This is a genomic window from Streptomyces sp. NPDC056883, from assembly GCF_042788835.1.
Classification (GTDB): domain Bacteria; phylum Actinomycetota; class Actinomycetes; order Streptomycetales; family Streptomycetaceae; genus Streptomyces; species Streptomyces stoeckheimensis.
The window spans coordinates 286,313-308,087 of sequence record NZ_JBHUBS010000011.1 but is presented as its reverse complement, the minus strand read 5'-3'; the positions used below and the strand labels follow the sequence as shown (position 1 = coordinate 308,087).

The 21,775-nt window shown below is 72.7% G+C and carries 17 protein-coding genes and 1 other RNA gene; 14 read left to right on the top strand and 4 right to left on the bottom strand.

What is annotated here, in order from left to right:
- Positions 1–1,126, bottom strand: a 1,126-nt coding sequence (locus ACFRU2_RS26360) for an FHA domain-containing protein (RefSeq protein ID WP_382976342.1), incomplete at its 3' end; no start/stop codon positions are given.
- Between the two features lie 496 nt (positions 1,127–1,622).
- On the opposite strand from ACFRU2_RS26360, the gene ACFRU2_RS26355 reads away from it, so the two are divergent.
- Entirely contained in the window at positions 1,623–3,392 is a 1,770-nt protein-coding gene (locus ACFRU2_RS26355; protein WP_382976340.1) for a protein kinase, read from the top strand.
- A gap of 196 nt (positions 3,393–3,588) precedes the next feature.
- Positions 3,589–4,833, top strand: a complete 1,245-nt coding sequence (locus tag ACFRU2_RS26350; protein ID WP_382976338.1) for a serine/threonine-protein kinase — start codon at positions 3,589–3,591, stop codon at positions 4,831–4,833.
- Positions 4,834–5,244: 411 nt separating this feature from the next.
- Here ACFRU2_RS26350 and ACFRU2_RS26345 read toward each other — a convergent pair whose 3' ends face one another.
- The gene (locus ACFRU2_RS26345) at positions 5,245–6,327 is read right to left on the bottom strand and encodes an isopenicillin N synthase family dioxygenase (protein ID WP_382976336.1); all 1,083 of its coding nucleotides are present in this window, start codon (positions 6,325–6,327) and stop codon (positions 5,245–5,247) included.
- Between the two features lie 329 nt (positions 6,328–6,656).
- Between ACFRU2_RS26345 and prfB the strand changes: the two genes are divergently transcribed.
- Positions 6,657–7,766 (top strand): peptide chain release factor 2, encoded by a 1,110-nt coding sequence (prfB, locus tag ACFRU2_RS26340; RefSeq protein WP_382976335.1) that lies wholly within the window; start codon positions 6,657–6,659, stop codon positions 7,764–7,766.
- A 120-nt stretch (positions 7,767–7,886) separates the two neighbouring features.
- Here prfB and ACFRU2_RS26335 read toward each other — a convergent pair whose 3' ends face one another.
- Entirely contained in the window at positions 7,887–8,081 is a 195-nt protein-coding gene (locus ACFRU2_RS26335; RefSeq protein WP_382976334.1) for a hypothetical protein, read from the bottom strand.
- Between the two features lie 225 nt (positions 8,082–8,306).
- On the opposite strand from ACFRU2_RS26335, the gene ftsE reads away from it, so the two are divergent.
- The 5 genes from ftsE (at position 8,307) to ssrA (ending at position 12,259) form a co-directional block, all read left to right on the top strand.
- Positions 8,307–8,996, top strand: a complete 690-nt coding sequence (gene ftsE, locus ACFRU2_RS26330; RefSeq protein WP_243337359.1) for a cell division ATP-binding protein FtsE — start codon at positions 8,307–8,309, stop codon at positions 8,994–8,996.
- Positions 8,997–9,013: 17 nt separating this feature from the next.
- Positions 9,014–9,937 carry a permease-like cell division protein FtsX gene (gene ftsX / locus ACFRU2_RS26325; RefSeq protein ID WP_274552953.1) on the top strand — a complete coding sequence of 308 codons (924 nt, stop codon included), beginning with the start codon at positions 9,014–9,016 and terminating at the stop codon, positions 9,935–9,937.
- Positions 9,938–10,004: 67 nt separating this feature from the next.
- Positions 10,005–11,240: a S41 family peptidase gene (locus ACFRU2_RS26320; RefSeq protein WP_382976332.1), complete on the top strand. Its 1,236-nt coding sequence runs from the start codon at positions 10,005–10,007 to the stop codon at positions 11,238–11,240.
- A gap of 18 nt (positions 11,241–11,258) precedes the next feature.
- The gene (gene smpB / locus ACFRU2_RS26315) at positions 11,259–11,744 is read left to right on the top strand and encodes an SsrA-binding protein SmpB (protein WP_250741074.1); all 486 of its coding nucleotides are present in this window, start codon (positions 11,259–11,261) and stop codon (positions 11,742–11,744) included.
- A gap of 126 nt (positions 11,745–11,870) precedes the next feature.
- Positions 11,871–12,259, top strand: a transfer-messenger RNA (tmRNA) gene (gene ssrA / locus ACFRU2_RS26310).
- A 55-nt stretch (positions 12,260–12,314) separates the two neighbouring features.
- On the opposite strand, the gene ACFRU2_RS26305 is transcribed toward ssrA, so the two are convergent.
- Entirely contained in the window at positions 12,315–13,664 is a 1,350-nt protein-coding gene (locus ACFRU2_RS26305; RefSeq protein WP_382976330.1) for an MFS transporter, read from the bottom strand.
- A gap of 84 nt (positions 13,665–13,748) precedes the next feature.
- On the opposite strand from ACFRU2_RS26305, the gene ACFRU2_RS26300 reads away from it, so the two are divergent.
- The 6 genes from ACFRU2_RS26300 (at position 13,749) to ACFRU2_RS26275 (ending at position 21,327) form a co-directional block, all read left to right on the top strand.
- Positions 13,749–14,735: a LysR family transcriptional regulator gene (locus ACFRU2_RS26300; protein WP_382976328.1), complete on the top strand. Its 987-nt coding sequence runs from the start codon at positions 13,749–13,751 to the stop codon at positions 14,733–14,735.
- A gap of 165 nt (positions 14,736–14,900) precedes the next feature.
- Positions 14,901–16,271 carry a nitrate/nitrite transporter gene (locus tag ACFRU2_RS26295; RefSeq protein ID WP_382976326.1) on the top strand — a complete coding sequence of 457 codons (1,371 nt, stop codon included), beginning with the start codon at positions 14,901–14,903 and terminating at the stop codon, positions 16,269–16,271.
- A gap of 168 nt (positions 16,272–16,439) precedes the next feature.
- Positions 16,440–17,600: a uroporphyrinogen-III synthase gene (locus ACFRU2_RS26290; RefSeq protein ID WP_382976324.1), complete on the top strand. Its 1,161-nt coding sequence runs from the start codon at positions 16,440–16,442 to the stop codon at positions 17,598–17,600.
- A 47-nt stretch (positions 17,601–17,647) separates the two neighbouring features.
- Positions 17,648–18,193 (top strand): GNAT family N-acetyltransferase, encoded by a 546-nt coding sequence (locus ACFRU2_RS26285; RefSeq protein WP_382976322.1) that lies wholly within the window; start codon positions 17,648–17,650, stop codon positions 18,191–18,193.
- Between the two features lie 105 nt (positions 18,194–18,298).
- The gene (locus ACFRU2_RS26280; RefSeq protein WP_250741082.1) at positions 18,299–18,868 is read left to right on the top strand and encodes an ABATE domain-containing protein; all 570 of its coding nucleotides are present in this window, start codon (positions 18,299–18,301) and stop codon (positions 18,866–18,868) included.
- Positions 18,869–18,996: 128 nt separating this feature from the next.
- Positions 18,997–21,327 (top strand): HelD family protein, encoded by a 2,331-nt coding sequence (locus ACFRU2_RS26275; protein WP_382976321.1) that lies wholly within the window; start codon positions 18,997–18,999, stop codon positions 21,325–21,327.
- The last annotated feature ends 448 nt before the right edge of the window (positions 21,328–21,775 follow it).

Below are 21,775 nucleotides of genomic sequence, written 5' to 3'. Positions count from 1 at the left end.
GGCTGCCGGGCGTAGCCCCGCTCCAGGCTCCGCCGGAGGTGCCGCCGTCGGGGTGTGACCCGGCCGGGCTGCCGGGCGTAGCCCCGCTCCAGGTTCCGCCGGAGGTGCCGCCGTCGGGGTGTGACCCGGCCGGGCTGCCGGGCGTAGCCCCGCTCCAGGCTCCGCCGGAGGTGCCGCCGTCGGGGTGTGACCCGGCCGGGCTGCCGGGCGTAGCCCCGCTCCAGGCTCCGCCGGAGGTGCCGCCGTCGGGGTGTGACCCGGCCGGGCTGCCGGGCGTAGCCCCGCTCCAGGCTTCGCCGGACGCGGGGCCTCCGGGGTGTGACCCGGCCGCGGTGCCCGGCGTAGCGCCGCTCCAGGCTTCGCCAGGGGTGCCGGGGTGCGACCCGGCCTCCGGGGTCTCGGCAGGGGGGTGGCCGGGGAGGGAGACCGAGAGATGGCCCTCCAGGTCCGGGGTGAGGGGGAGCGGGGTGGGGGCCGGGCCCATGGCCAGGCGGAGCGTGGATTCGCCGACCCGCAGCAGCGCCCCCGGCGCGAGCGCCACCCGCTCCGCGCCGACCACCGCTCCGTCGAGCGTCGTGCCGTTCGTCGACCCGAGGTCGGCCACCGCCACCCGCCCGTCGGGGAGCACCGTCACGGTGCAGTGCAGGCGGGACACGTCCGGATCGTCCAGCGGGACGTCCGCGTCGGCCGAGCGTCCGATCCGGATCGCCCCGGGGTGCAGCAGGTGCACCCCGCCGGCGTCCGGCCCGGCCACGACGTGCAGCTGCGGCCCGTCGCCGAGGGCGCTCGCGGCCGCGGTCCCGTCCGTCCGTACGTCGGGGCCGGGCACGTTCAGCGACAGCACCGCCCCGTCCACGAGCGGCGGCTCGCCGAGCGCGCAGCGCGCGGGATCCAGGCGCTCCGTACCGGCGTAGAGCACGACCGTGCCACCGGTGTCGGGTCCGCCGACGGTCGCCGCGAGCCCGGAGGCCACCGCGGACAGGGCGGTGCCGGCGGGCGCGGTGACGAGCACGTCACAGCTCGCCGGCGCGCCTCCTCCGCCGGTACCCCCGCCGGAGGCGGTCGCGGTGGCGGTCTGGTGGCCGCTGCGCGACCCCGACCCAAGGACGGTCAGCCGGATCTGCATCGCCGTCAGCGGTCCCTTCTGCGCGGTGCGCGGTGTGTGCGCCCGGCAGGGACCTGCGGGACGGAACACCCGTGCCCGTTCGCACGTCGTGCCCGCCCGTCCGCCCCCACCCGGCACGGACGCGTCGTCCGGTCAGGTCTGCCCGGAAGGCGGGGCTCCCGTCCCGGCCGTTCCGTACGGGTGCATCCTCGCACCTGTCGTCCTCAACACGCCCGCCACCCACCGGGAAGTGATCTTGATCGGTCGCGGACCGGCGCCGGACCTGCAAGCGGGCCGATCGGATATCGACAGGATGGCCGGGAAAATCGCCCCCGGCATACGCCGCAAACATCACCCTTCGTGCATATGTGCGGCAACCAACCTCCCTCACCCCGCGTCTTCCTTCGGGACAAGCCCTAGAGTGGGCCGGAAAACCATTTCGCAGATCAGGCCTGGATCACGTGTGGATCATGCGTGGACCACTCGCCGGAATCGACGACAGCAGGGAGCGCGCGACGTGCGGCCAGTCGGCAGCAAGTACCTGCTCGAGGAGCCGCTCGGGCGCGGCGCCACGGGCACCGTCTGGCGCGCCCGCCAGCGTGAGGCGGCCGGTGCGGAGGCGGCGGTCGCCGGCCACCCCGGCGAGACCGTGGCCATCAAGGTCCTCAAGGAGGAGCTGGCCCAGGACCCCGACATCGTCATGCGCTTCCTGCGCGAACGCTCGGTCCTGCTGCGCCTGACCCACCCCAACATCGTCCGCACCCGCGACCTCGTCGTCGAGGGCGATCTCCTCGCCCTCGTCATGGACCTCATCGACGGCCCGGACCTGCACAAGTACCTGCGCGAGAACGGCCCCTTCAGCCCGGTCGCCGCGAGCCTGCTCACCGCCCAGATCGCGGACGCGCTCGCCGCCAGCCACGCCGACGGCGTGGTCCACCGCGACCTGAAGCCCGCCAACGTCCTCGTCGACGAGCGCGACGGCCAGATGAAGCCGATGCTCACCGACTTCGGCATCGCGCGCCTGGCGGACTCCCCGGGCCTGACGCGCACGCACGAGTTCGTCGGCACCCCGGCCTACGTCGCCCCCGAGTCCGCGGAGGGCCGCCCGCAGACCTCCGCCGTCGACATCTACGGCGCCGGCATCCTGCTCTACGAGCTCCTCACCGGCCGGCCGCCCTTCGCCGGCGGTACCGCGCTGGAGGTCCTGCACCGCCACCTCAGCGAGGAGCCGCAGCGCCCGCCGAACGTGCCCGAGCCGGTGTGGACGGTCATCGAGCGCTGCATGCGCAAGGAGCCCTACGAGCGCCCCAGCGCGGAGACCCTGGCGCGCGGCCTGCGCGTGGTCGCCTCCGGCATCGGCGTGCACTCCACGGCCGCCGAGGTCGAGGCCGCCCTCGGCGTCGGCGCGCTCCTCGCGCCCGACCCCTCGCCCGCGCCGGTTCCCGAGACCCCGGGCGCCGCGGACGCGACGCAGATGCTGCCGGGCCGGCCTGCCGCCGCCCCCATGGGGGCCTACGACCCCAACGCCATGACCAGCGTGATGCCGCCGGTCGGCGCGGCCGACGCCACCTCCGTGCTCCCGAGCACCGGTGCGCCCGGCGCCGACCCGACCTCGGTGATGCCGCCCGTGCAGCGGCCGGACCAGCCGCACCCGTGGCAGTCGCAGATGCAGGCGGCCCGCGACCGCAACGAGCAGACGCAGATGCACTACCTGGACCCGAGCGAGGACCCGCTGCGCCGCCGGCCGCAGCGCCAGGGCCCGCCTCCGCAGCAGCGACCCCAGCAGCCGCAACAGCGCCCGCAGCAGCCTCCGCAGCAGCAGCCGTACCGGCAGGCCCCGCCGCCGCAGCAGTACCAGCAGCCTCAGCAGTACCAGCAGCAGCAGTACGCGCCGCCGCCCCCGCCGCAGCACTATCAGCCGCAGCAGCAGCACCCCCAGCAGTACCAGCAGCCGCAGGGGCAGCCCCAGTACCGCCAGCCCCAGCCGCCGCCCCAGCAGCAGCCCCCTCAGGGACCGCCGCCGGGCCGCCAGCCGGAGCCCCGCGCGCCCCGCGAGCCGCGCCGCAGCGCGAACCCGATCAAGATCCCGGGGCTGGGCTGCCTCAAGGGCTGCCTCGTCATGATCGTGCTGTTCTTCGTCGCGGGCTGGCTGATCTGGGAGTTCAGCGGACTCCAGGAGTGGGTCGGCACCGGCCGCGGCTGGTGGGACCAGGTGTGGACCTGGGGCTCGGACGCCGTGGACTGGGTCACCACGATCGGCGACTCCGCGGGCGGTACGGGCTCCTGAGCCTTGCCCCCTCGGCGGGGAGCTCCGTACCGGCGCAATCCACCCGAACCGGGCCTTGTACCGGTGACTTCGTGGATTTGTCGACTTCCAGGACGTGATTTCGCCCGCAGAAGTGAAGGTCGCCGCGATCCGTGGACTCCAACACCCACCTGGCCGCGTAGCTTTGGTGCGTACGCCAGCCGCTGAGGGAGCAGTTGTGGCACGGAAGATCGGCAGCCGGTACACCGCGCACCAGATCCTTGGACGCGGCAGCGCGGGCACGGTGTGGCTGGGCGAGGGGCCTGACGGCCCCGTCGCCGTCAAACTGCTGCGCGAGGACCTCGCGTCCGACCAGGAGCTCGTCGGACGGTTCGTCCAGGAGCGCAGCGCGCTCCTGGGCCTGGAGCACCCGCACGTCGTCTGCGTCCGCGACCTCGTCGTGGACGGCAACGACCTCGCCCTCGTCATGGACCTCGTCCGCGGTACGGACCTGCGCACGCGCCTCGACCGCGAGCGGCGGCTCGCCCCCGAGGCGGCCGTCGCCATCGTCGCGGACGTCGCCGACGCGCTGGCCGCCGCGCACGCGGCCGGGGTCGTGCACCGGGACGTGAAGCCGGAGAACGTCCTGCTCGACATGCAGGGCCCGCTCGGACCGGGCGGCGCGCACCCGGCGCTGCTCACCGACTTCGGCGTGGCCAAGCTCATCGACTCGCCGCGGCGCTCCACCGGCGGCCGGGCCTCGGCCCCCACCACCCGGATCATCGGCACGCCCGACTACCTGGCGCCGGAGATCGTGGAGGGGCTGCCGCCGCGCGCGGCGGTGGACATCTACGCCCTGGCCACCGTGCTGTACGAACTGCTCGCCGGTTTCACGCCGTTCGGCGGCGGGCATCCCGGGGCGGTGCTGCGGCGCCACGTGACGGAAACCGTCGTCCCGCTGCCCGGCATCCCCGACGAGCTGTGGCAGCTGATGGTCCAGTGCCTGGCGAAGGCCCCCGCCTCGCGGCTGCGGGCCTCGGAGCTCTCCTTGCGGCTGCGGGACCTGCTGCCGCTGCTGGTGGGGATGCCGCCGCTGGACGTGGACGAGCCGGACGAACCGGAGCAGGCGGAGTTCGCGGAACCGGAGGCGGTTGCCGATCCGGTGCGGCGGCGGGGCGTGGTTCCGCTGGTCCCCGGCTCCTCCACGGATTCCAACCGGGACACCCACACCTCCATGCGGGTGCCGGGGCCGGACGAGCTGGCTGGCGGGGCCCTGGGCACGGCCCGGGTTCCGCGGCCCGCCGGGGGGCACCGGCCGGGCTCCGCGCGGCACCGGGCGGAGACCGTCCGCAAGCGGCGGCTCGCGCTGTCCGCTGCCGCGGTGGCGCTGGCCGCGGCGGTCGGAGTCGGCAGCTGGCTGGCCGTCTCCTCCGACTCGGCGCCGCCCCAGGACAACAAGCAGTCGGGCTCGACGGCCCCGTAGCCGGTGGCGCTGCCGTGCCCTGCGGGGCGGAGTCCCCTACCCGCCCTTCGCCCGTTCCCCGGGGCTGCGCCCCGGCCCCTTTGCCGCGTGCGGCGCCGTTCGCGGGGGCCAGCCCCCGCACCCCCGCTCCTCAAACGCCGGAGGGGCTGGATTTTCGCCGGCCCTATCCAGCCTCGCCGGCGTTTGAGGCGCGGGGTCTGGGGCGGAGCCCCAGGGGGGTCCGGGCGCAGCCCGGTACCCCCTCCAGCCCGTCCGGCGCTTGAGGACCGGGATCCGGGCAGAGCCCGGGGAACGGTGGAAGGGCGGGTAGGGGACTTCGCCCCGCAGGGCCCCCCGGGCCACGGCCCCGCGGGGCTCCGGGGCCACGGCCCCGCGGGGGTTTGGGGCCACGGCCCCGTGGGGGGTTCGGGGCTATGCCCCGGTCAGTTCCGGGTGCCAGCGGCGGGCCACCGCCGGGTGGGCGCGGACCCAGCCCTTCAGCTCGTTGCGGCCGTACTCCGCGTGCAGCGGATTCGACGCGTCGTGCGCTATCCCCGGCGCCGCCTCCAGGTAGTCGCCCGGGACCGTCTCGATGACGGCGTCCAGGCGCGGGTTGTAGAAGAACGGCACCGAGAACCGCTCCACGCTCCCCGCCGGGCTCACCACACGGTGGTCCGTCGCCGTCAGGTACCCCTCCGTCGCGATCTCCAGCAGCTCGCCCAGGTTGACCACGAAGGCCCCCGGCATCGGGGGGACGTCCAGGAAGGCCCCGTCCCGGACCACCTGGAGCCCGCCCACCGAGTCCTGGAGGAGGAGGGTGAGGAAGCCGTAGTCCTTGTGGGCCCCGACCCCCTGGTCGGTGCCCGTCGGGGCGGATCCCGGGTAGCGGATCAGCTTCGTGTGCAGGTGGGGCCGGTCCGCGAAGGCATCGTCGAAGAAGTCCGCCGGGGCACCGATCGAGGCGAGCAGCTCCCGGAGCAGGCGGTGGGCCACCGCCGCCAGCCGGGACTGCCACTCCAGCACCGCGTCCCGCAGTTCCGGAAGGGCCTGGGGCCACTGGTTCGGGCCCTCCAGCCACAGGTACGCCGGGTCGTCCGGCCCCACCTCCCGCGCCTCCCGCTCCGCGCCCACGTCGAGCTGGTCGCGCCAGTCGGAGGCGCCGCCGGTCAGCTCGTGCCCGATGCGGGTGTACCCCCGGAAGTGCGGGGAGTTGAGATTGCTCACGGCCAGCCGGTCCGCCTCGGGGAGGGCGAAGAACTCCCTGGTCAGCGCCAGGATGCGGGCGGTCTCGGCGGCAGTGATCCCGTGCCCGGTGAGGTGCAGGAAACCGCTGTCCCGGGCGGCCGCGTGCAGCTCCTTGCGGAAGGAATCGCGCAGCGCCGGATCGTCCGCTTGAGAGAGGTCCAGGACCGGGAGGGAGGGGGCCTCGGGCGAAGCGGAGGAGGACGAGGAGGAGGACGGGGAAGGAGAAGCGGAGGAAGAAGGAGAAGGAGAAGAAGGGTGCGCGGACGGCATGACGGCTCCGTTTCGGGATGTCACGGGGTCCTGTCCCCAGGGGTGGCGGGGGCCGCGGCCGGGGGAGGGCCGCCGGCAGGGTTGGCGCCGGGACCGCGAGGCCGCGTACAGGACCAAGTCGGATCGGGGTGGATCAGGCTTGGGTACGGTCCGGCGGCGGACAGCTCGTCGTCGTGACACGCATGTGGTCCACATGGCGGCGCTTGACGAGGCGGCGCTTGACGGGAAGGGCGGTCATATCGTGAGCGTACGCCCGTCCGACCCGCCATTAGTACGGGTGATTCGGCCTGGCCGGAGAGCGCCCCCCGGGGACCGGCTACGCTGGACCCGTGGCAGTCGTCGATGTTTCCGAAGAGCTGAAGTCCCTCTCCTCGACCATGGGGTCGATCGAGGCCGTCCTGGACCTCGACAAGCTGAGGGCAGAAATCGCCGTGCTCGAGGAGCAGGCCGCCGCGCCGTCCCTGTGGGACGACCCGGAGGCCGCCCAGAAGATCACGAGCAAGCTTTCGCACCTCCAGGCGGAGGTCCGCAAGACCGAAGGCCTGCGCGGGCGCATCGACGACCTGGCGGTGCTGTTCGACCTCGCCCAGGAGATGGACGACGCGGACACCCTCGCCGAGGCGGAGACCGAGCTGGTCTCCGTGCGCAAGGCGCTGGACGAGATGGAGGTCCGCACCCTGCTCTCCGGCGAGTACGCCGAGCGCGAGGCGCTGGTCAACATCCGTGCCGAGGCCGGCGGCGTGGACGCCTCCGACTTCGCCGAGCGCCTGCAGCGCATGTACCTGCGCTGGGCCGAGCGGCACGGCTACCCGACCGAGATCTACGAGACCTCGTACGCGGAAGAGGCCGGCATCAAGTCGACCACCTTCGTGGTCAAGGCCCCGTACGCCTACGGCACCCTCTCCGTCGAGCAGGGCACCCACCGCCTCGTCCGGATCTCGCCCTTCGACAACCAGGGCCGCCGCCAGACCTCCTTCGCGGGCGTCGAGGTGCTCCCGGTCGTCGAGACCAGCGACCACGTCGAGATCGACGAGACCGAGCTGCGCGTGGACGTGTACCGCGCCTCGGGCCCCGGCGGCCAGGGCGTCAACACGACCGACTCCGCGGTCCGCATCACGCACCTGCCGACCGGCATCGTGGTCTCGTGCCAGAACGAGCGCTCGCAGATCCAGAACAAGGCCAGCGCGATGAACGTCCTCCAGGCCAAGCTGCTCGAGCGGCGCCGCCAGGAGGAGAAGGACAAGATGGACGCCCTCAAGGACGGCGGAAGCTCCTGGGGCAACCAGATGCGGTCCTACGTCCTGCACCCGTACCAGATGGTCAAGGACCTCCGGACGGAGTTCGAGGTCGGCAACCCGCAGGCGGTGCTCGACGGCGAGATCGACGGCTTCCTGGAGGCCGGGATCCGCTGGCGCAAGCAGCAGGAGCAGACCGCGTAGGTCCCACAGCGGGAACAGCGGGAACAGCCGGAAGGGCCCGGACGCCGAGAGGCGTCCGGGCCCTTCCGTTCTTCTGCGTCTGATCGGGACGTGGCGGCTGAGGAACTACGCCGTTTGCACCTACACCGTCTGCTGAGCCACCAGTGCCAGCGCGGCCACCAGGATCACCAGCAGTGCGATGAGCGCCACCGGGGTGATGCCACCGGAGAAGGGGCCCTCCTGCTGGAGGCGCTCCCGGTTCGCCCGGCACACCCGGCAGCGGCCCTGACTGACGGGTCCGGCGCAGTTCGCGCACACGAGCCGGTCATATGTCATGCGCTCCTCCTCTCGTCCCCTCGGTTACAACGGTTGCGGGAACCGGTCCGTTCCCCCTCCCACTGTGCCAGCTTCGATGACATTCGGCGCGGCCCCTCCGGGCAATCGCGGTCGCGCACCTCTCGGACCAGGGGATATATCGGGCAACTCCGGACGCCGGGTCCACACCTCGCGCCTGTTCGCGTATGGTCACGCAGACCTACTCCCGGCGACCGTGGTGCACCCGTGATCCGATTCGACAACGTCTCCAAGTCCTACCCGAAGCAGAGCCGCCCGGCACTCAGAGATGTCTCCCTGGACATTGCGAAGGGCGAGTTCGTCTTCCTGGTCGGCTCCTCCGGCTCCGGCAAGTCCACCTTCATGCGGCTCATCCTGCGCGAGGAGCGGGCGAGCCACGGCCAGGTGCACGTCCTGGGCAAGGACCTCGCCAAGCTCTCCAACTGGAAGGTTCCGCAGATGCGGCGCCAGCTGGGGACCGTATTCCAGGACTTCCGCCTCCTGCCCAACAAGTCGGTGGCCGACAACGTGGCCTTCGCCCAGGAGGTCATCGGCAGACCGCGCGGCGAGATCAAGAAGGCCGTTCCCCAGGTTCTGGAGCTCGTCGGCCTCGGCGGCAAAGAGGACCGGATGCCCGGCGAGCTCTCCGGCGGTGAACAGCAGCGCGTGGCCATCGCCCGTGCCTTCGTCAACCGGCCGGCCCTGCTGATCGCGGACGAGCCCACCGGCAACCTGGACCCCCAGACCTCCGTCGGCATCATGAAGCTGCTGGACCGGATCAACCGGACCGGCACCACCGTGATCATGGCGACCCACGACCAGCAGATCGTCGACCAGATGCGCAAGCGCGTCATCGAACTCGAGCAGGGCCGTCTCGTCCGCGACCAGTCGCGCGGCGTCTACGGCTACCAGCACTGAAAGGCTCCTGAGACGCGATGCGCGCCCAGTTCGTCATGTCGGAGATCGGGGTCGGTCTCCGCCGCAATCTGACCATGACCTTCGCGGTCATCATCTCCGTGTCCCTCTCGCTGGCCCTGTTCGGCGGGTCCCTGCTCATGCGCGACCAGGTGAGCAAGATGAAGGGGTACTGGTACGACAAGGTCAACGTCTCCATCTACCTCTGCAACAAGAGCGACGCCGAGGCGACCAACGGAGCCTCCTGCTCCAAGGGCGCGGTGACCCCGGAGCAGAAGCAGGCCCTGGAGACCGAGCTCAAGGGCATGGACCTCGTCGAGGCCGTCACCTACGAGTCCTCCGACGAGGCCTTCAAGCACTACAAGGAGCAGTTCGGGCACACCGCCCTGGCCGCGTCCATCACCCCGGACCAGATGCCGGAATCCTTCCGGGTGAAGCTCAAGCAGCCGGAGAAGTACAAGGTCATCACGACCTCCTTCTCCGGACGCGACGGCGTCCAGTCGGTGGAGGACCAGCGCACCGTGCTGGACAACCTCTTCAGACTCCTCGGCTACCTCAACTGGGCCGCCCTCGGCATCATGCTGATCATGCTGATCGTGGCCCTGCTGCTGATCGTCAACACGGTGCGCGTCTCGGCCTTCAGCCGTCGGCGCGAAACCGGGATCATGCGCCTGGTGGGCGCCTCCAGCTTCTACATCCAGGTGCCGTTCATCATGGAGGCCGCCTTCGCCGGCCTGATCGGCGCGCTGCTCGCCTGCGGGATGCTCGGCGCGGGCCAGTACTTCGTGATCGACCACGGCGCCGCACTGCGCGACAAGATGGAGCTCATCAACTTCATCGGCTGGGACTCGGTCCTGACCAAGCTGCCGCTCGTCCTGGTCATCGGCGTACTGATGCCCTCGCTGGCCGCCTTCATCGCGCTGCGCAAGTACCTCAAGGTGTGACGAGCGCCCCGTGAGCGGTACGGCCAACCACCCGTACCGCCGCGGGCCTTGTCCTAGACTCGGCGCCATGCTGGGCTTGCCGAGTATTCCCGCCTCCTGTATTCGGCCCCGCGACGTGCGTCGCGGGGCCGTTTTGACGTTGGTCTTCCTCGCCGCCGTGGGGGCCGGCGCGTGCACCGGGAGCTGGGACCGGTCCGGACCCGAGCCCTTCGCGGGCCCCGCCGCCCTGGTGGCGGGTACGGAGCCCTCCGCGGCCGTGCCCGGGCCGCGGGCGCCGGCGCCCGCGCAGGCGCAGCGCCGGGCGGCCACCGCCGACCGGGACGAGGTGGCCCGTGCGGCCGCCGAGGCCGTCGCCGAGGGCAAGTCCGCCAAATCGGCGGCCCAGGACGTGGTCAGCCGCAGCGGGGACCGCTGGGCCGCGGTGTACGACCAGGGCGAGTACGAGGCCTTCGCCGACGACCTGGACGGCCACTGGACGGGCGTCGGCCTGTGGGCCGGGCGGCTGCGCGACGGCCGCATCGAGATCGACCGGGTGCAGCCCGACAGCCCCGCGGCGCGGGCCGGGATGCGGGCCGGGGACCGGCTGCTCAGCATCGACGGGCAGGGCGTGACCGGGCTCAAGGTGGCCGAGGTGGTGGCCCTGCTGCGCGGCGAGGCCGGCACCCCCGTGGAGCTGAAGCTGACCCGCGGCGGGGCCGACGTCACGGAGACCGTGCGGCGCGAGAAGCTGCGCAGCGACCCCGTGACGGTACGGGAACTGCCCGGCGGGATCACGGTCATCAAGGTCGCCTCCTTCACCCGGGGTTCCGGCGACCGGGTCCGCTCCGCGGTCCGCGCGGCCCCGGCAGGCGGCGGGGTCATGCTCGACCTGCGCGGCAACACCGGCGGCCTGGTCACCGAGGCCGTGACGGCCGCCTCCGCCTTCCTCGACGGCGGGCTGGTGGCGACGTACGACGTGCGCGGTGCACAGCGCGCCCTCTACGCGACCCCGGGCGGCGATACGGCCCGGCCGCTGGTGGCGCTGATCGACGGCGGCACGATGAGTGCGGCCGAACTGGTCACCGGAGCCCTCCAGGACCGCGGCCGCGCGGTGGCGGTCGGTACGCGCACCTTCGGCAAGGGCTCGGTGCAGATGCCGACGGAGCTGCCGGACGGCTCGGTGGCGGAGCTGACGGTGGGGACGTACCGCACTCCGGCGGGCCGCAGTCCGGACGGCGCGGGCATCACCCCGGACCTGGTGGCGGCGGACCGGGTCGAGGAACGGGCCCGCACGGTATTGAGTGGCATCGGAGTGGGTCCGTAGTGCGAAAATGACCGCACTATGGCTAAGGAAACAGGGCGCAAGCTGATCGCCCAGAACAAGAAGGCGCGGCACGACTACACGATCATCGACACCTACGAGTGCGGCCTCGTGCTCACGGGTACCGAGGTCAAGTCCCTGCGTCAGGGCCGTGCCTCGCTGGTGGACGGCTTCGTGTCGGTGGAGAGCGGCGAGGCCTGGCTCTACAACGTGCACGTGCCGGAGTACAGCCAGGGCACCTGGACCAACCACAGTGCGCGCCGCAAGCGCAAGCTCCTCCTGCACCGCGAGGAGATCGACAAGCTGGACTCGAAGACGGGGGAGACCGGCAACACGATCGTGCCGCTCGCCCTGTACTTCAAGGACGGCCGGGCGAAGATCGAGATCGCGCTGGCGAAGGGCAAGAAGGAGTACGACAAGCGGCAGGCCCTGCGGGAGAAGCAGGACACGCGCGAGACGAACCGGGTGATCTCGGCCGTGAAGCGCAAGGAGCGCGGCCAGCTTTAATGTCCTGGCACGCGGTGGTCCACTTCGCGTACCATGGCGTCAGCACCACGCGCTTGCGAGTGGTGCCGGTCGGTCGGAACGCATGGAGAGCGCCGGCGGATCTCATAACTGAACAGCGTGAAACATGGGGATGATCGGTTTCGACAGCGGATGTCGATGTAGGGGAAGCGAGCCGAGGAAGCGGCAATGATCTCGTTAACCATATGTCGCAAACAATAATCGCCAACTCCAAGAGCGATAACTCCCGCTTCACCCTCGCTGCCTAATAACAGTGAGCTGAAGCCTCTGTGAGGAGCGTCAGCCCGGAAGTGGTCCCGGTCCGGATCCTGGCGTCAATTAGGGATCTAAACCTCTAACTCCGGTCACGGGGGATAGAGGGAAATCAAACAGTGACTGAGCCCGTCGGAGACTTGTCCGTGTGATCTCCGGGGCCGAGAAAAGCGCAGCGGAATGCGCTCGGAGAAGCCCTACTTCTGCACCGTTGGACGCGGGTTCGATTCCCGCCATCTCCACAACCCCCATGTTGGGCAAAGGCCCCGCGGCCGTCAGGCTGCGGGGCCTTTGTCGTGTTCATCGTCCCGGACCTAGGCTGAAAACCCGTACCGATCCGCCCGTGCCGACGAGAAACGCCAGCAGGGCCGCCGCCGCCGGGAGGGCGTACGGGGTCGTCGTGCCCCAGTGGTCGATCGCGGAGCCGGCCGTCGCGGAGCCCGCTGCGATGCCGGCGAAGATCGCGGTGACGGCCAGGGTCATTCCTTCGTTGAGCCGGCCCGACGGGATCACGGCGTGGATCCGGGACATCGCGGTGACCATGACCGGGGCCGTGGCCATGCCGGCCGTGAGCAGGGCCGCCGCGAGGGCCGGGACCGAGCCGGTGGCCGCCGCGGCCCAGGGCAGTGCCATCGCCCCGGCCAGGGCGGCCAGGCAGGCCGGCAGTCCGCGCGGGCGCAGGGTGCCGTAGAGCAGGCCGGCCAGGCAGGAGCCGGCCGCCTGGAGGGCGATGACCGGGCCCGAGAGCGCGCCGAGGCCGTGGCCGCCGAGGTGGGCGACGGAGGTGATCTCCAGCGAGCCGAACATCGTGCCCAGGACGAAGAAGAGGGGGAGGAGCCGTCCCAGGGCCCGCAGCGGGGACCTGCCGCGGACCGGCGGCGCCGCCGGGGGCTCCGTGGCGCGGTGGGCCGTGAAGACCAGCATCCCGGTCAGGAGCAGCGCGGCGCCGGCGAGCGTGCCCGCTTCCGGGAAGACGGTGGTGCAGAGGAACGCGGCGACCACCGGACCGAGCATGAACGCCAGCTCGTCCGCGGCCTGTTCGAAGGACATCGCGGTGTGGTGCGCCGCGGGGTCGCCCTTCAGCAGGTGCGTCCAGCGGGCGCGGGACATCCCGCCGATGTTGGGGGTGGTCGCGGTGGCGGCGTAGGAGGCGAAGAGGGTCCAGGCGGGGGCCTCGCTACGGACGCACGCGACGAGCGACAGCGAGCCGAGTACGGCGATCAGGGTGGCGGGTACGGCGACGCGGGCCTGCCCGTGCCGGTCGACCAGCCGGGCCGTCCAGGGGGCCACGACCGCGGTGGCCGCCAGACCGGCCGCGACGACCCCGCCGGCGAGGGCGTACGAGCCGCGCTGGCCCGCGATCATCATGACGGCGCTGATCCCGAACATGCCCATGGGGAGCCGGGCGATGAGGTTCCCGGTGGTGAAGCCGCGCGTGCCGGGGAGCGCGAAGAGCCGGCGGTACGGGCCCGGGGCGCGGGCAGGCCGCGCCGCCGCCCGGGCCGGCCGCGCCGGGGCGGGGGCGAGCACCAGCGTGGAGCCGGTGACGGCCATGAGCGGGGCGGCCGGGCGGGCGGGCCGCGGCCCGGCGGCGATCGGCGCAGGGAGCACGGTGGACGGGGTGGCGGACGGCGTGGACGTGGTGGGCATGGGTCAAGGCTCGGGCCGGGGTCCGTCCGCGGTCCAACACCTGTTCGGGGGCCATTCACCGCTTCCTGTTGTTAGTCTCCGCAGGTGACGCCCCGAGACGTGGAACCCCGCCTGCTGCGCGCCTTCCTCGCCGTGGCCGAGGAGCTGCACTTCACCCGTGCCGCCGCCCGGCTCTACGTGGCCCAGCAGGCCCTCAGCCGGGACGTGCGCCGGCTCGAACAGACCTTGGGCGCGCCCCTGTTCGTCCGTACCACCCGCGCCGTGGAGCTGACCCCGGACGGGGAGCGGCTGCTGCCCCTGGCCCGGGGCGTGCTGCGGGCCCACGAGGAGCTGGCCGGGGCGTTCACCGCCGGAGCCGGGCCCCGGCCGCTGCTCGTCGACCTCAACACCGACGGCCCCGGCACCGCCCGCACCGTCCTGGACCGGGCCCGCGAACTGGCCCCCGACTGCGAGCTGATGGCCCGCTTCGAGTCCGGGCTGACCCATGCCGCCGCCGAGATCGCCGCGGGCCGCCTCGACGTCTCCTTCGGGTACGCCGACGGCCTCGACCCGGCGCTGCGGTCCCGCCTCGCGCGGACGCCGGTGCGGTACGAGCCCCTCGCCGTGCTGCTGCCCGAGGGGCACGCGCTGGCCGCGCTGGACGCCGTACCGCTGGACGCGCTGCGCGGCGAGACGGTGTACACCGGGGCCGGGAACCCGCGGACCCGGGAGTGGACCGGGCTGGCGCGCGAGCTGTTCGCCGGGCGGGGCATCGCGTCCGCGCCGCCCGCGCCGGTGGCGGTGGGCAAGGAGGAGTTCCGCCGGGTCATGGCCAAAACGGGCTGTCCCGTCCTCGCCACGGTGGGCTTCGTCGACATGCCCGGCTGCGTCAAGCGGCCGCTGACCGCCCCGGTGCCGCTGTCGCCGCTGTCCATGGTGTGGCGGAAGGGATCGAGCCATCCCGGGCTGGACGCGCTGCGCCGCGCCGCCGAGGAGCTCGGGGCGGCGCACGGCTGGCTGGAGGTGCCCCCGGACAGCTGGCTGCCCGCGCTCGCACCGAGCGCGCTCACACCCGGCCCCGGCGGCGGGTGAGTGCAAGGTTTCCCGACGGTCATCCGGCGGGGACCGGGGCCGAAACGAGCCCTTCCTACGGTCGTCACCACGGACGAGACGCGACGAGCCCGCAAGGCCGAAAGGCCGGCGAGGCCTACGGGCGCGACGAGCGCGACGTGATCGCAGCAGCTGTGGAGGCGTGTGATGACCAGTACGACCGCACCGCGCAAGGGTGGCCGCTGGATCGAGCGGTGGGACCCCGAGGACGAGACCTTCTGGCGGGAAACGGGGGAGAAGACCGCCCGCCGGAACCTGATCTACTCCGTGCTCTCCGAGCACATCGGGTTCTCGATCTGGTCGCTGTGGTCGGTGATGGTGCTCTTCATGGGCCCGAAGTACGGGATCGACCCCGCCGGGAAGTTCTTCCTCATCGCCACCGCCACCTGCGTCGGCGCCCTGGTCCGCGTGCCCTACACCTTCGCCGTGGCCCGCTTCGGCGGCCGCAACTGGACGGTCTTCAGCGCCCTGCTGCTGCTCGCCCCGACGGTCGCCGCCTGGCTGGTGATGGAGCCCGGGACCTCCTACAACACCTTCCTGCTGGTGGCCGCGCTGACCGGGGTCGGCGGCGGCAACTTCGCCTCCTCGATGACGAACATCAACGCCTTCTTCCCGCTGCGCAAGAAGGGCTGGGCGCTCGGCCTCAACGCGGGCGGCGGCAACATCGGCGTCCCCGTCGTCCAGCTCGTCGCCCTGCTGGTCATCGGTACGGCCGGGGCCGGGCACCCGCGGCTGCTGCTCGGCGCCTACATCCCGCTCATCGTGATCGCGGCGGCGCTCGCCGCGCTGCGGATGGACAACCTGGCGCCCGTGCGCAACGACACCGGAGCCGTACGGGAGGCGGTCCGCGACGGGCACACCTGGATCATGGCGTTCCTGTACATCGGCACCTTCGGCTCCTTCATCGGCTACAGCTTCGCCTTCGGCCTGGTGCTCCAGACGCAGTTCGGCCGCACCCCGCTCCAGGCGGCCTCGCTCACCTTCATCGGACCGCTGCTCGGCTCGCTGATCCGGCCCGTCGGCGGGGCCCTCGCGGACCGCTTCGGCGGCGCGCGGATCACCCTGGGCACCTTCGTGGCGATGTCGGCGGCGACCGGAGTGGTGATCCTGGCCTCCGTACGGGAATCCCTGCCGGTGTTCCTGGTCGGCTTCGTGGGGCTGTTCGTCCTCAGCGGGCTCGGCAACGGCTCCACCTACAAGATGATCCCCGGCATCTTCCAGGTGAAGGCGCTGGCCCGCGGGATGAGCGGCGAGGAGGCGGCCGCGTACGGGCGGCGGCTGTCCGGCGCCTCCATGGGACTCATCGGCGCGGTCGGCGCGCTCGGCGGGCTCGGCATCAACCTGGTCTTCCGGGAGGCGTTCCTGAGCTCCGGCTCGGGCACGGCGGCCTTCGTGACCTTCCTCGGCTTCTACGCGGTGTGCTGCGCCGTCACCTGGGCGGTATACCTTCGCCGGCCCGCCCAGGTGATGATCCCCACGGCCGGTGCGGAGGCGAAACCGCAGCTCACCTCGGTGTAACGGGGAGCACACGCCGGTTAACGGCACCGAAATACGCGTGAACCGAGCCTGATACGCCCCCAGGGCAGGCTCGGTTCACGCGAACGTCACGCATGCGGGTGACCGCGACACCGGACCCCGATATCGGACCCCGACACCGGACCCGACCACTGCGCGAGGCAGGTCACCATGCACGACCACGACATCCCCACCGGTCCGCCGGCCGGCCCGCTCGCCGGATTCACCGTCGGGGTCACCGCCGCCCGGCGGGCCGACGAGCTCATCGCCCTGCTGCGCCGCCGCGGGGCCACCGTGCTGCACGCGCCCGCCCTGCGGATCGTGCCGCTCGCCGACGACGCCGAACTGCTGTCCGCCACGAAGGAGCTGATCGGCTGCGCGCCCGACGTGGTGGTGGCCACCACCGCCATCGGCTTCCGCGGCTGGATCGAGGCCGCCGACGGGTGGGGGCTCGGCGAGGAACTGCTCGGGCGGCTGCGGGAGACCGAACTGCTGGCGCGCGGACCGAAGGTGAAGGGGTCGATCCGCGCCGCCGGGCTCGTGGAGACCTGGTCCCCGCGCTCCGAGTCGCTCGCCGAGGTACTGGACCGGCTGCTCACGGCCGGGGTGGCCGGCCGGCGCATCGCCCTCCAGCTGCACGGGGAACCGCTGCCCGGGTTCATCGAGGCCCTGCGGGCGGGCGGGGCCGAGGTGGTCGGCGTACCCGTCTACCGGTGGATGGCGCCGGAAGACCTCGGGCCGCTGGACCGGCTGATCGACGCGGTGGCCGCGGGCGGGGTGGACGCGGTGAGCTTCACCTCCGCACCGGCGGCGGTCTCCCTGCTGTCACGGGCCGCGGAGCGGGGCGTACGGGAACCCGTGCTCGCGGCGCTGACCGGCGGGTCGGTGCTGTCGGCGTGCGTGGGCCCGGTGACGGCCCTGCCCCTGCAGGCGGAAGGCGTGCCCACGGTGCAGCCCGAGCGCTTCCGGCTCGGACCCCTCGTGCAGCTCCTGTGCCAGGAACTCCCGGGCCGGGCCCGCGTGCTCCCGGTGGCCGGACACCGGCTGGAGCTGCGCGGCCACGCGGTCCTCCTCGACGGCGAGCTGCGCCCCGTACCGCCGGCCGGCATGGCCCTGCTCAGGGCCCTGTCCCGGCGCCCGGGCTGGGTCGTGGCCCGCTCCGAACTCCTGCGCGCGCTGCCGGGCGCGGGCCGCGACGAGCACGCGGTGGAGACGGCGATGGCCCGCCTGCGCGTGGCCCTGGGCGTCCCCAACCTCATCCAGACCGTCGTCAAGCGCGGCTACCGGCTGTCCCTGGACATGGCCGCCGACACGAAGTACGGGGACGACTGACGAGCACAGGCCTGGCCGGGGCACGGGCCGTCCGTTAGCGTGCCGGGATGATCGTTGACGGTGTGGAGATGAGGAGCCTGCGGCTGGACGACGCCGCCGGGCGGGCCGAGATGCTGGTGCGCAACCGGGCCTACATGGCGCCCTACGAGCCGTGGCGGACCGAGGAGTTCTACACCGAGGCCGGGCAGCGGTCCCGGATCGAAGCGATCCTCGCCGACCAGGAGGGCGGCCGGGCGCGGCCCTTCGTGCTGGTCGCCGCCGACGGCGGGCAGGTCGGGGGGATCAACCTCCAGAACATCGTGCGCGGGCCGCTGCTCAGCGGATCCATCGGCTACTGGATCGACGAGGCCTGGGCCGGCAAGGGGCTGGCCACCGCCGCGCTGCACGAGGTCTGCCGGATCGCCCGCGACGAGGAGGGGCTGCACCGGCTCGAGGCGGGCACCAGGGTCGAGAACCTGGCCTCGCAGCGGGTCCTGGTGAAGGCGGGCTTCGAGCAGTACGGGCTCGCGCCCCGCTACCTGCACGTCGGCGGGGACTGGCAGGACCACCGGCTCTTCCAGCTGCTGCTGAACGACGAGCCGCCCGCCTTCTAGCCGCCCGCCTTCCGGCCGTCCGCCCTCTCGCTGCGCGCCCTCTAGCCGCCGGCCCCGGAGACGGGCACTCTGGGGGCACGCCCCGAGAGGGAGGCGGTGACGGGCATGTGGTTCGACTCCGGGCGGGTCTGCCTGGACCTGGTGGCTACTTTTGCGCCTCTCGCGAAGACCGAGGGCATCCGTGACGGCGACGGGCTGTGCCTGTGGCTCACCGGAGCCGGGCTGGTGCCCGACCGGACGCCGCTCACCCGGGTCGGAGACGACTGGGTGCACGCCTTCCGGGTGCTGCGCGCCGACGTCGAGAGCCTCGTACGGGCCGAGCTGGCAGGAGCCGCGCCGCCCGGGCCCGCGCTGGCCCGGGTCAACGCGGCGGCCGCCGGTCCACCCCCGGGACTGTGTGCAGTCCAGGACCAAGAAGGTCACCTCGTACGGGAGTTGTGCGGCGGTGTCGAGTGCGCCGGGCTGCTCGCCGCCGTGGCCCGGGACGCCGTCGAACTGCTCACCGACCCCGGCGAACGGGACCTGCTGCGGGCCTGCGAGGGCGACGGCTGCGCCCGCGTCTACCTCGACACCTCGCGCGGACACCGCCGCCGCTGGTGCTCCAGCGAGCTCTGCGGCAACCGCGAGCGCGTGGCCCGGCACCGGCGGCGCGTCCTCGAATCCCGCCCGGGCTGACCCGGCCCGAGGCCGCCGCGGGGCGTGATCTTCGTCCTGATCCGCGAGCCGTCCCGGAAGGGGCGTGCGCGGGCGGGCCCCTTGGCGTACGGTTGACGGCTGCCCATGCACGTCAGAAAGGGGCCTTGGTGGCCGCGCAGAATGCCGCTGTCGACAGCACGGCGGATTCCGTCCGCGATCGGGAGATCGCGGTCGAGCAGACGCATCTCGATCACGTGTACCGACGCCTTGAGGAGAAGATCCACGAGGCGGAGTTCCTGATGAACGACGCCGCCAAGCGCGGGCAGGTCGGCACGCCCGGCGCCCTCGCGGAACGGGACGCGCAGGTGTTCCGCGCCGGGATCCACCTCAACCGTCTCAACAACGAGTTCGAGGACTTCCTGTTCGGCCGCATCGACCTGGTCCTCGGCAAGGACGGGGAGCGGGGCCCCGACGGCGCCTTCACCTCCGTCGAGCCCGCCGACGACGCGATCCGTACCGACCTCACGGCCGACATCGCCGAGACGCTCCACATCGGCCGCATCGGGGTCCTCGACTCCGACTACGCGCCGCTCGTCATCGACTGGCGCGCCCCCGCGGCCGCGCCGTTCTACCGCTCCACCCCCAAGGAGCCCGGCCGCGTCGTGCGCCGCCGGGTCATCCGCTCCAAGGGGCGCAAGGTGCTCGGCGTCGAGGACGACCTGATGCGCCCCGAGGTGACCGCCTTCCTCGACGGGGACGAGCTGCCCGTCATCGGCGACGGCGCCCTGATGGCCGCCCTCGGCCGGGCCCGTACCCACTCGATGCGCGACATCGTCTCCTCCATCCAGGCCGAGCAGGACCTCGTCATCCGGGCGCCCGCCGCCTCGGTCGCCGAGGTCGCGGGCGGCCCCGGCACCGGCAAGACCGCCGTCGCCCTGCACCGCGCCGCCTACCTGCTCTACCAGGACCGGCGGCGCTACTCCGGCGGCATCCTGATCGTCTCCCCGACCCCGCTGCTGGTCGCCTACACCGAGGGCGTCCTGCCCTCCCTCGGCGAGGAGGGCCAGGTCGCCATCCGGGCGCTCGGCTCGCTCGTCGACGGGGCCGAGGCGACCACGTACGACGACCCGTCCACCGCACGCATCAAGGGCTCGTCCCGGATGCTGAAGGTGCTGCGCAAGGCCGTACGGGGAGCCCTGGAGTTCGGCGGTCCCGGCGGGGCCCCCGCCCCCGACCGGCTGCGCGTGGTGGCCTTCGGGCGCCGTCAGGAGCTGGAGGCTCCCGACCTCGACCGGATCCGGCAGAACGTCCTGTCCGGCACCGCCCCGGTCAACCTGCTGCGCCCGCGCGCCCGCAAGCTCCTGCTGGACGCGCTGTACTCGAAGTCAGGCGGGGCCGGCCGGCACAGCGACCCGGAGCTCGCCGCCGAGCTGCGCTCCGCCTTCGACGAGGACATCTCGACCGAGGACGCGTTCATCGACTTCCTGAACGCCTGGTGGCCCGAGCTGACCCCGCGCGGGGTCCTGGCCTCCATGGCGGACGAGCGGCGCCTGGCGCGCTGGTCGCGCCGGGACCTGAACCCGCGCGAGACCCGGCAGGTGGCACGCTCCCTGCGCCGGGTCGGCCCGGACGGCAAGGGCGCCCTGTCGGTGCACGACGTGGCGCTGCTGGACGAGCTCCAGCAGCTGCTGGGCGCGCCCGCACGGCCCAAGCGGAAGCGGGAGCTGAACCCGCTGGACCAGCTGAGCGGGCTGGAAGAGCTGATGCCGGGCCGCGAGGAGACCCAGTGGGAGCGGGCCGAGCGGCTCGCGGCGGAGCGCACCGAGTACGCGCACGTCATCGTCGACGAGGCGCAGGACCTGACGCCGATGCAGTGGCGGATGGTCGGCCGCCGCGGCCGGGGCGGCACGTGGACGGTGGTCGGCGACCCGGCGCAGTCCTCGTGGACCGATCCCGAGGAGGCGGCCGCCGCGCGCGACGAGGCGCTGGGCACGCGGCCGCGGCGCAAGTTCACCCTCACGGTGAACTACCGCAACCCGGCCGAGGTCGCGGAGGTCGCCTCGCGGGTGCTGAAGCTGGCGGCGCCGGGCACGGAGCCGCCGACGGCCGTGCGCTCCACGGGCCTGCGGCCGCGCTTCACGGCGGTGGCGCCCGAGGGAGGGGATCTGCGCTCCACCGTCGTGGAGGAGACCCGGCGGCTGCTGGAGCAGGTGGACGGCACGGTCGGCGTGGTCGTGGCCATGGACCGGCGAGCGGAGGCCGCGGGCTGGCTCGCGGACCTGGGGGAGCGGGCGGTCGCCCTGGGCAGCCTGGAGGCGAAGGGCCTGGAGTACGACGCCACGGTGGTCGTCTCCCCGGCGGAGATCGCGGACGAGTCCCCGGCGGGCCTGCGGGTGCTCTACGTGGCCCTGACCCGCGCGACCCAGCAGCTGACGGTGATCTCCACCGACCGGGACGCCCCGGACGCCGAGGGGGTCGCGGCGCTGCTGCAGCCGTAGGGGCTGTCCTGTCGACCAGGCCGGCACGGGGCGTACGGCCGGTTGGTCGGCGGCCAAGGGCGTGGTCCCGCAACCGGTCGCCGGTGGGGGGATCACTTCGCGCGAACCTTTGTTAGCCTGGGTTACGGCACCGACTCGATCCAAGCCCCCGGGCCCAACCTTAGTCGCCTAGAGCGACCACTTGCCGCGAGGCGAGCATGGCGGGTCGGTGTCATAGACGTAGGAAGCACCAGGTCCGCGCCCTCCACTCAGTGGGGGGCGCGGACCTTTTTTGTATGGGCCACCCATTCCCCAGGCGCTACTTATCTCGTATGGTGGAAGAGTTCTTCCGAAATTTGTAGCTGGTTACCTTGTACCGGCTGGTAGGTGGGACGATCGGACAACAGGTCCTGCCGCACCTGCCACGTTTCGGCCGGAGCAGAGCCGGGCCCTGTGTAAAAAAGAACCA

Coding starts and splice junctions, on each gene's coding strand:
- ACFRU2_RS26345 (WP_382976336.1), bottom strand. CDS start 6,327: ATGCCGTCCGCGCACCCTTCTTCTCCTTCTCCTTCTTCCTCCGCTTCT.
- ACFRU2_RS26335 (WP_382976334.1), bottom strand. CDS start 8,081: ATGACATATGACCGGCTCGTGTGCGCGAACTGCGCCGGACCCGTCAGT.
- ftsX (WP_274552953.1), top strand. CDS start 9,014: ATGCGCGCCCAGTTCGTCATGTCGGAGATCGGGGTCGGTCTCCGCCGC.
- ACFRU2_RS26320 (WP_382976332.1), top strand. CDS start 10,005: ATGCTGGGCTTGCCGAGTATTCCCGCCTCCTGTATTCGGCCCCGCGAC.
- smpB (WP_250741074.1), top strand. CDS start 11,259: ATGGCTAAGGAAACAGGGCGCAAGCTGATCGCCCAGAACAAGAAGGCG.
- ACFRU2_RS26305 (WP_382976330.1), bottom strand. CDS start 13,664: ATGCCCACCACGTCCACGCCGTCCGCCACCCCGTCCACCGTGCTCCCT.
- ACFRU2_RS26295 (WP_382976326.1), top strand. CDS start 14,901: ATGACCAGTACGACCGCACCGCGCAAGGGTGGCCGCTGGATCGAGCGG.
- ACFRU2_RS26290 (WP_382976324.1), top strand. CDS start 16,440: ATGCACGACCACGACATCCCCACCGGTCCGCCGGCCGGCCCGCTCGCC.
- ACFRU2_RS26285 (WP_382976322.1), top strand. CDS start 17,648: ATGATCGTTGACGGTGTGGAGATGAGGAGCCTGCGGCTGGACGACGCC.
- ACFRU2_RS26280 (WP_250741082.1), top strand. CDS start 18,299: ATGTGGTTCGACTCCGGGCGGGTCTGCCTGGACCTGGTGGCTACTTTT.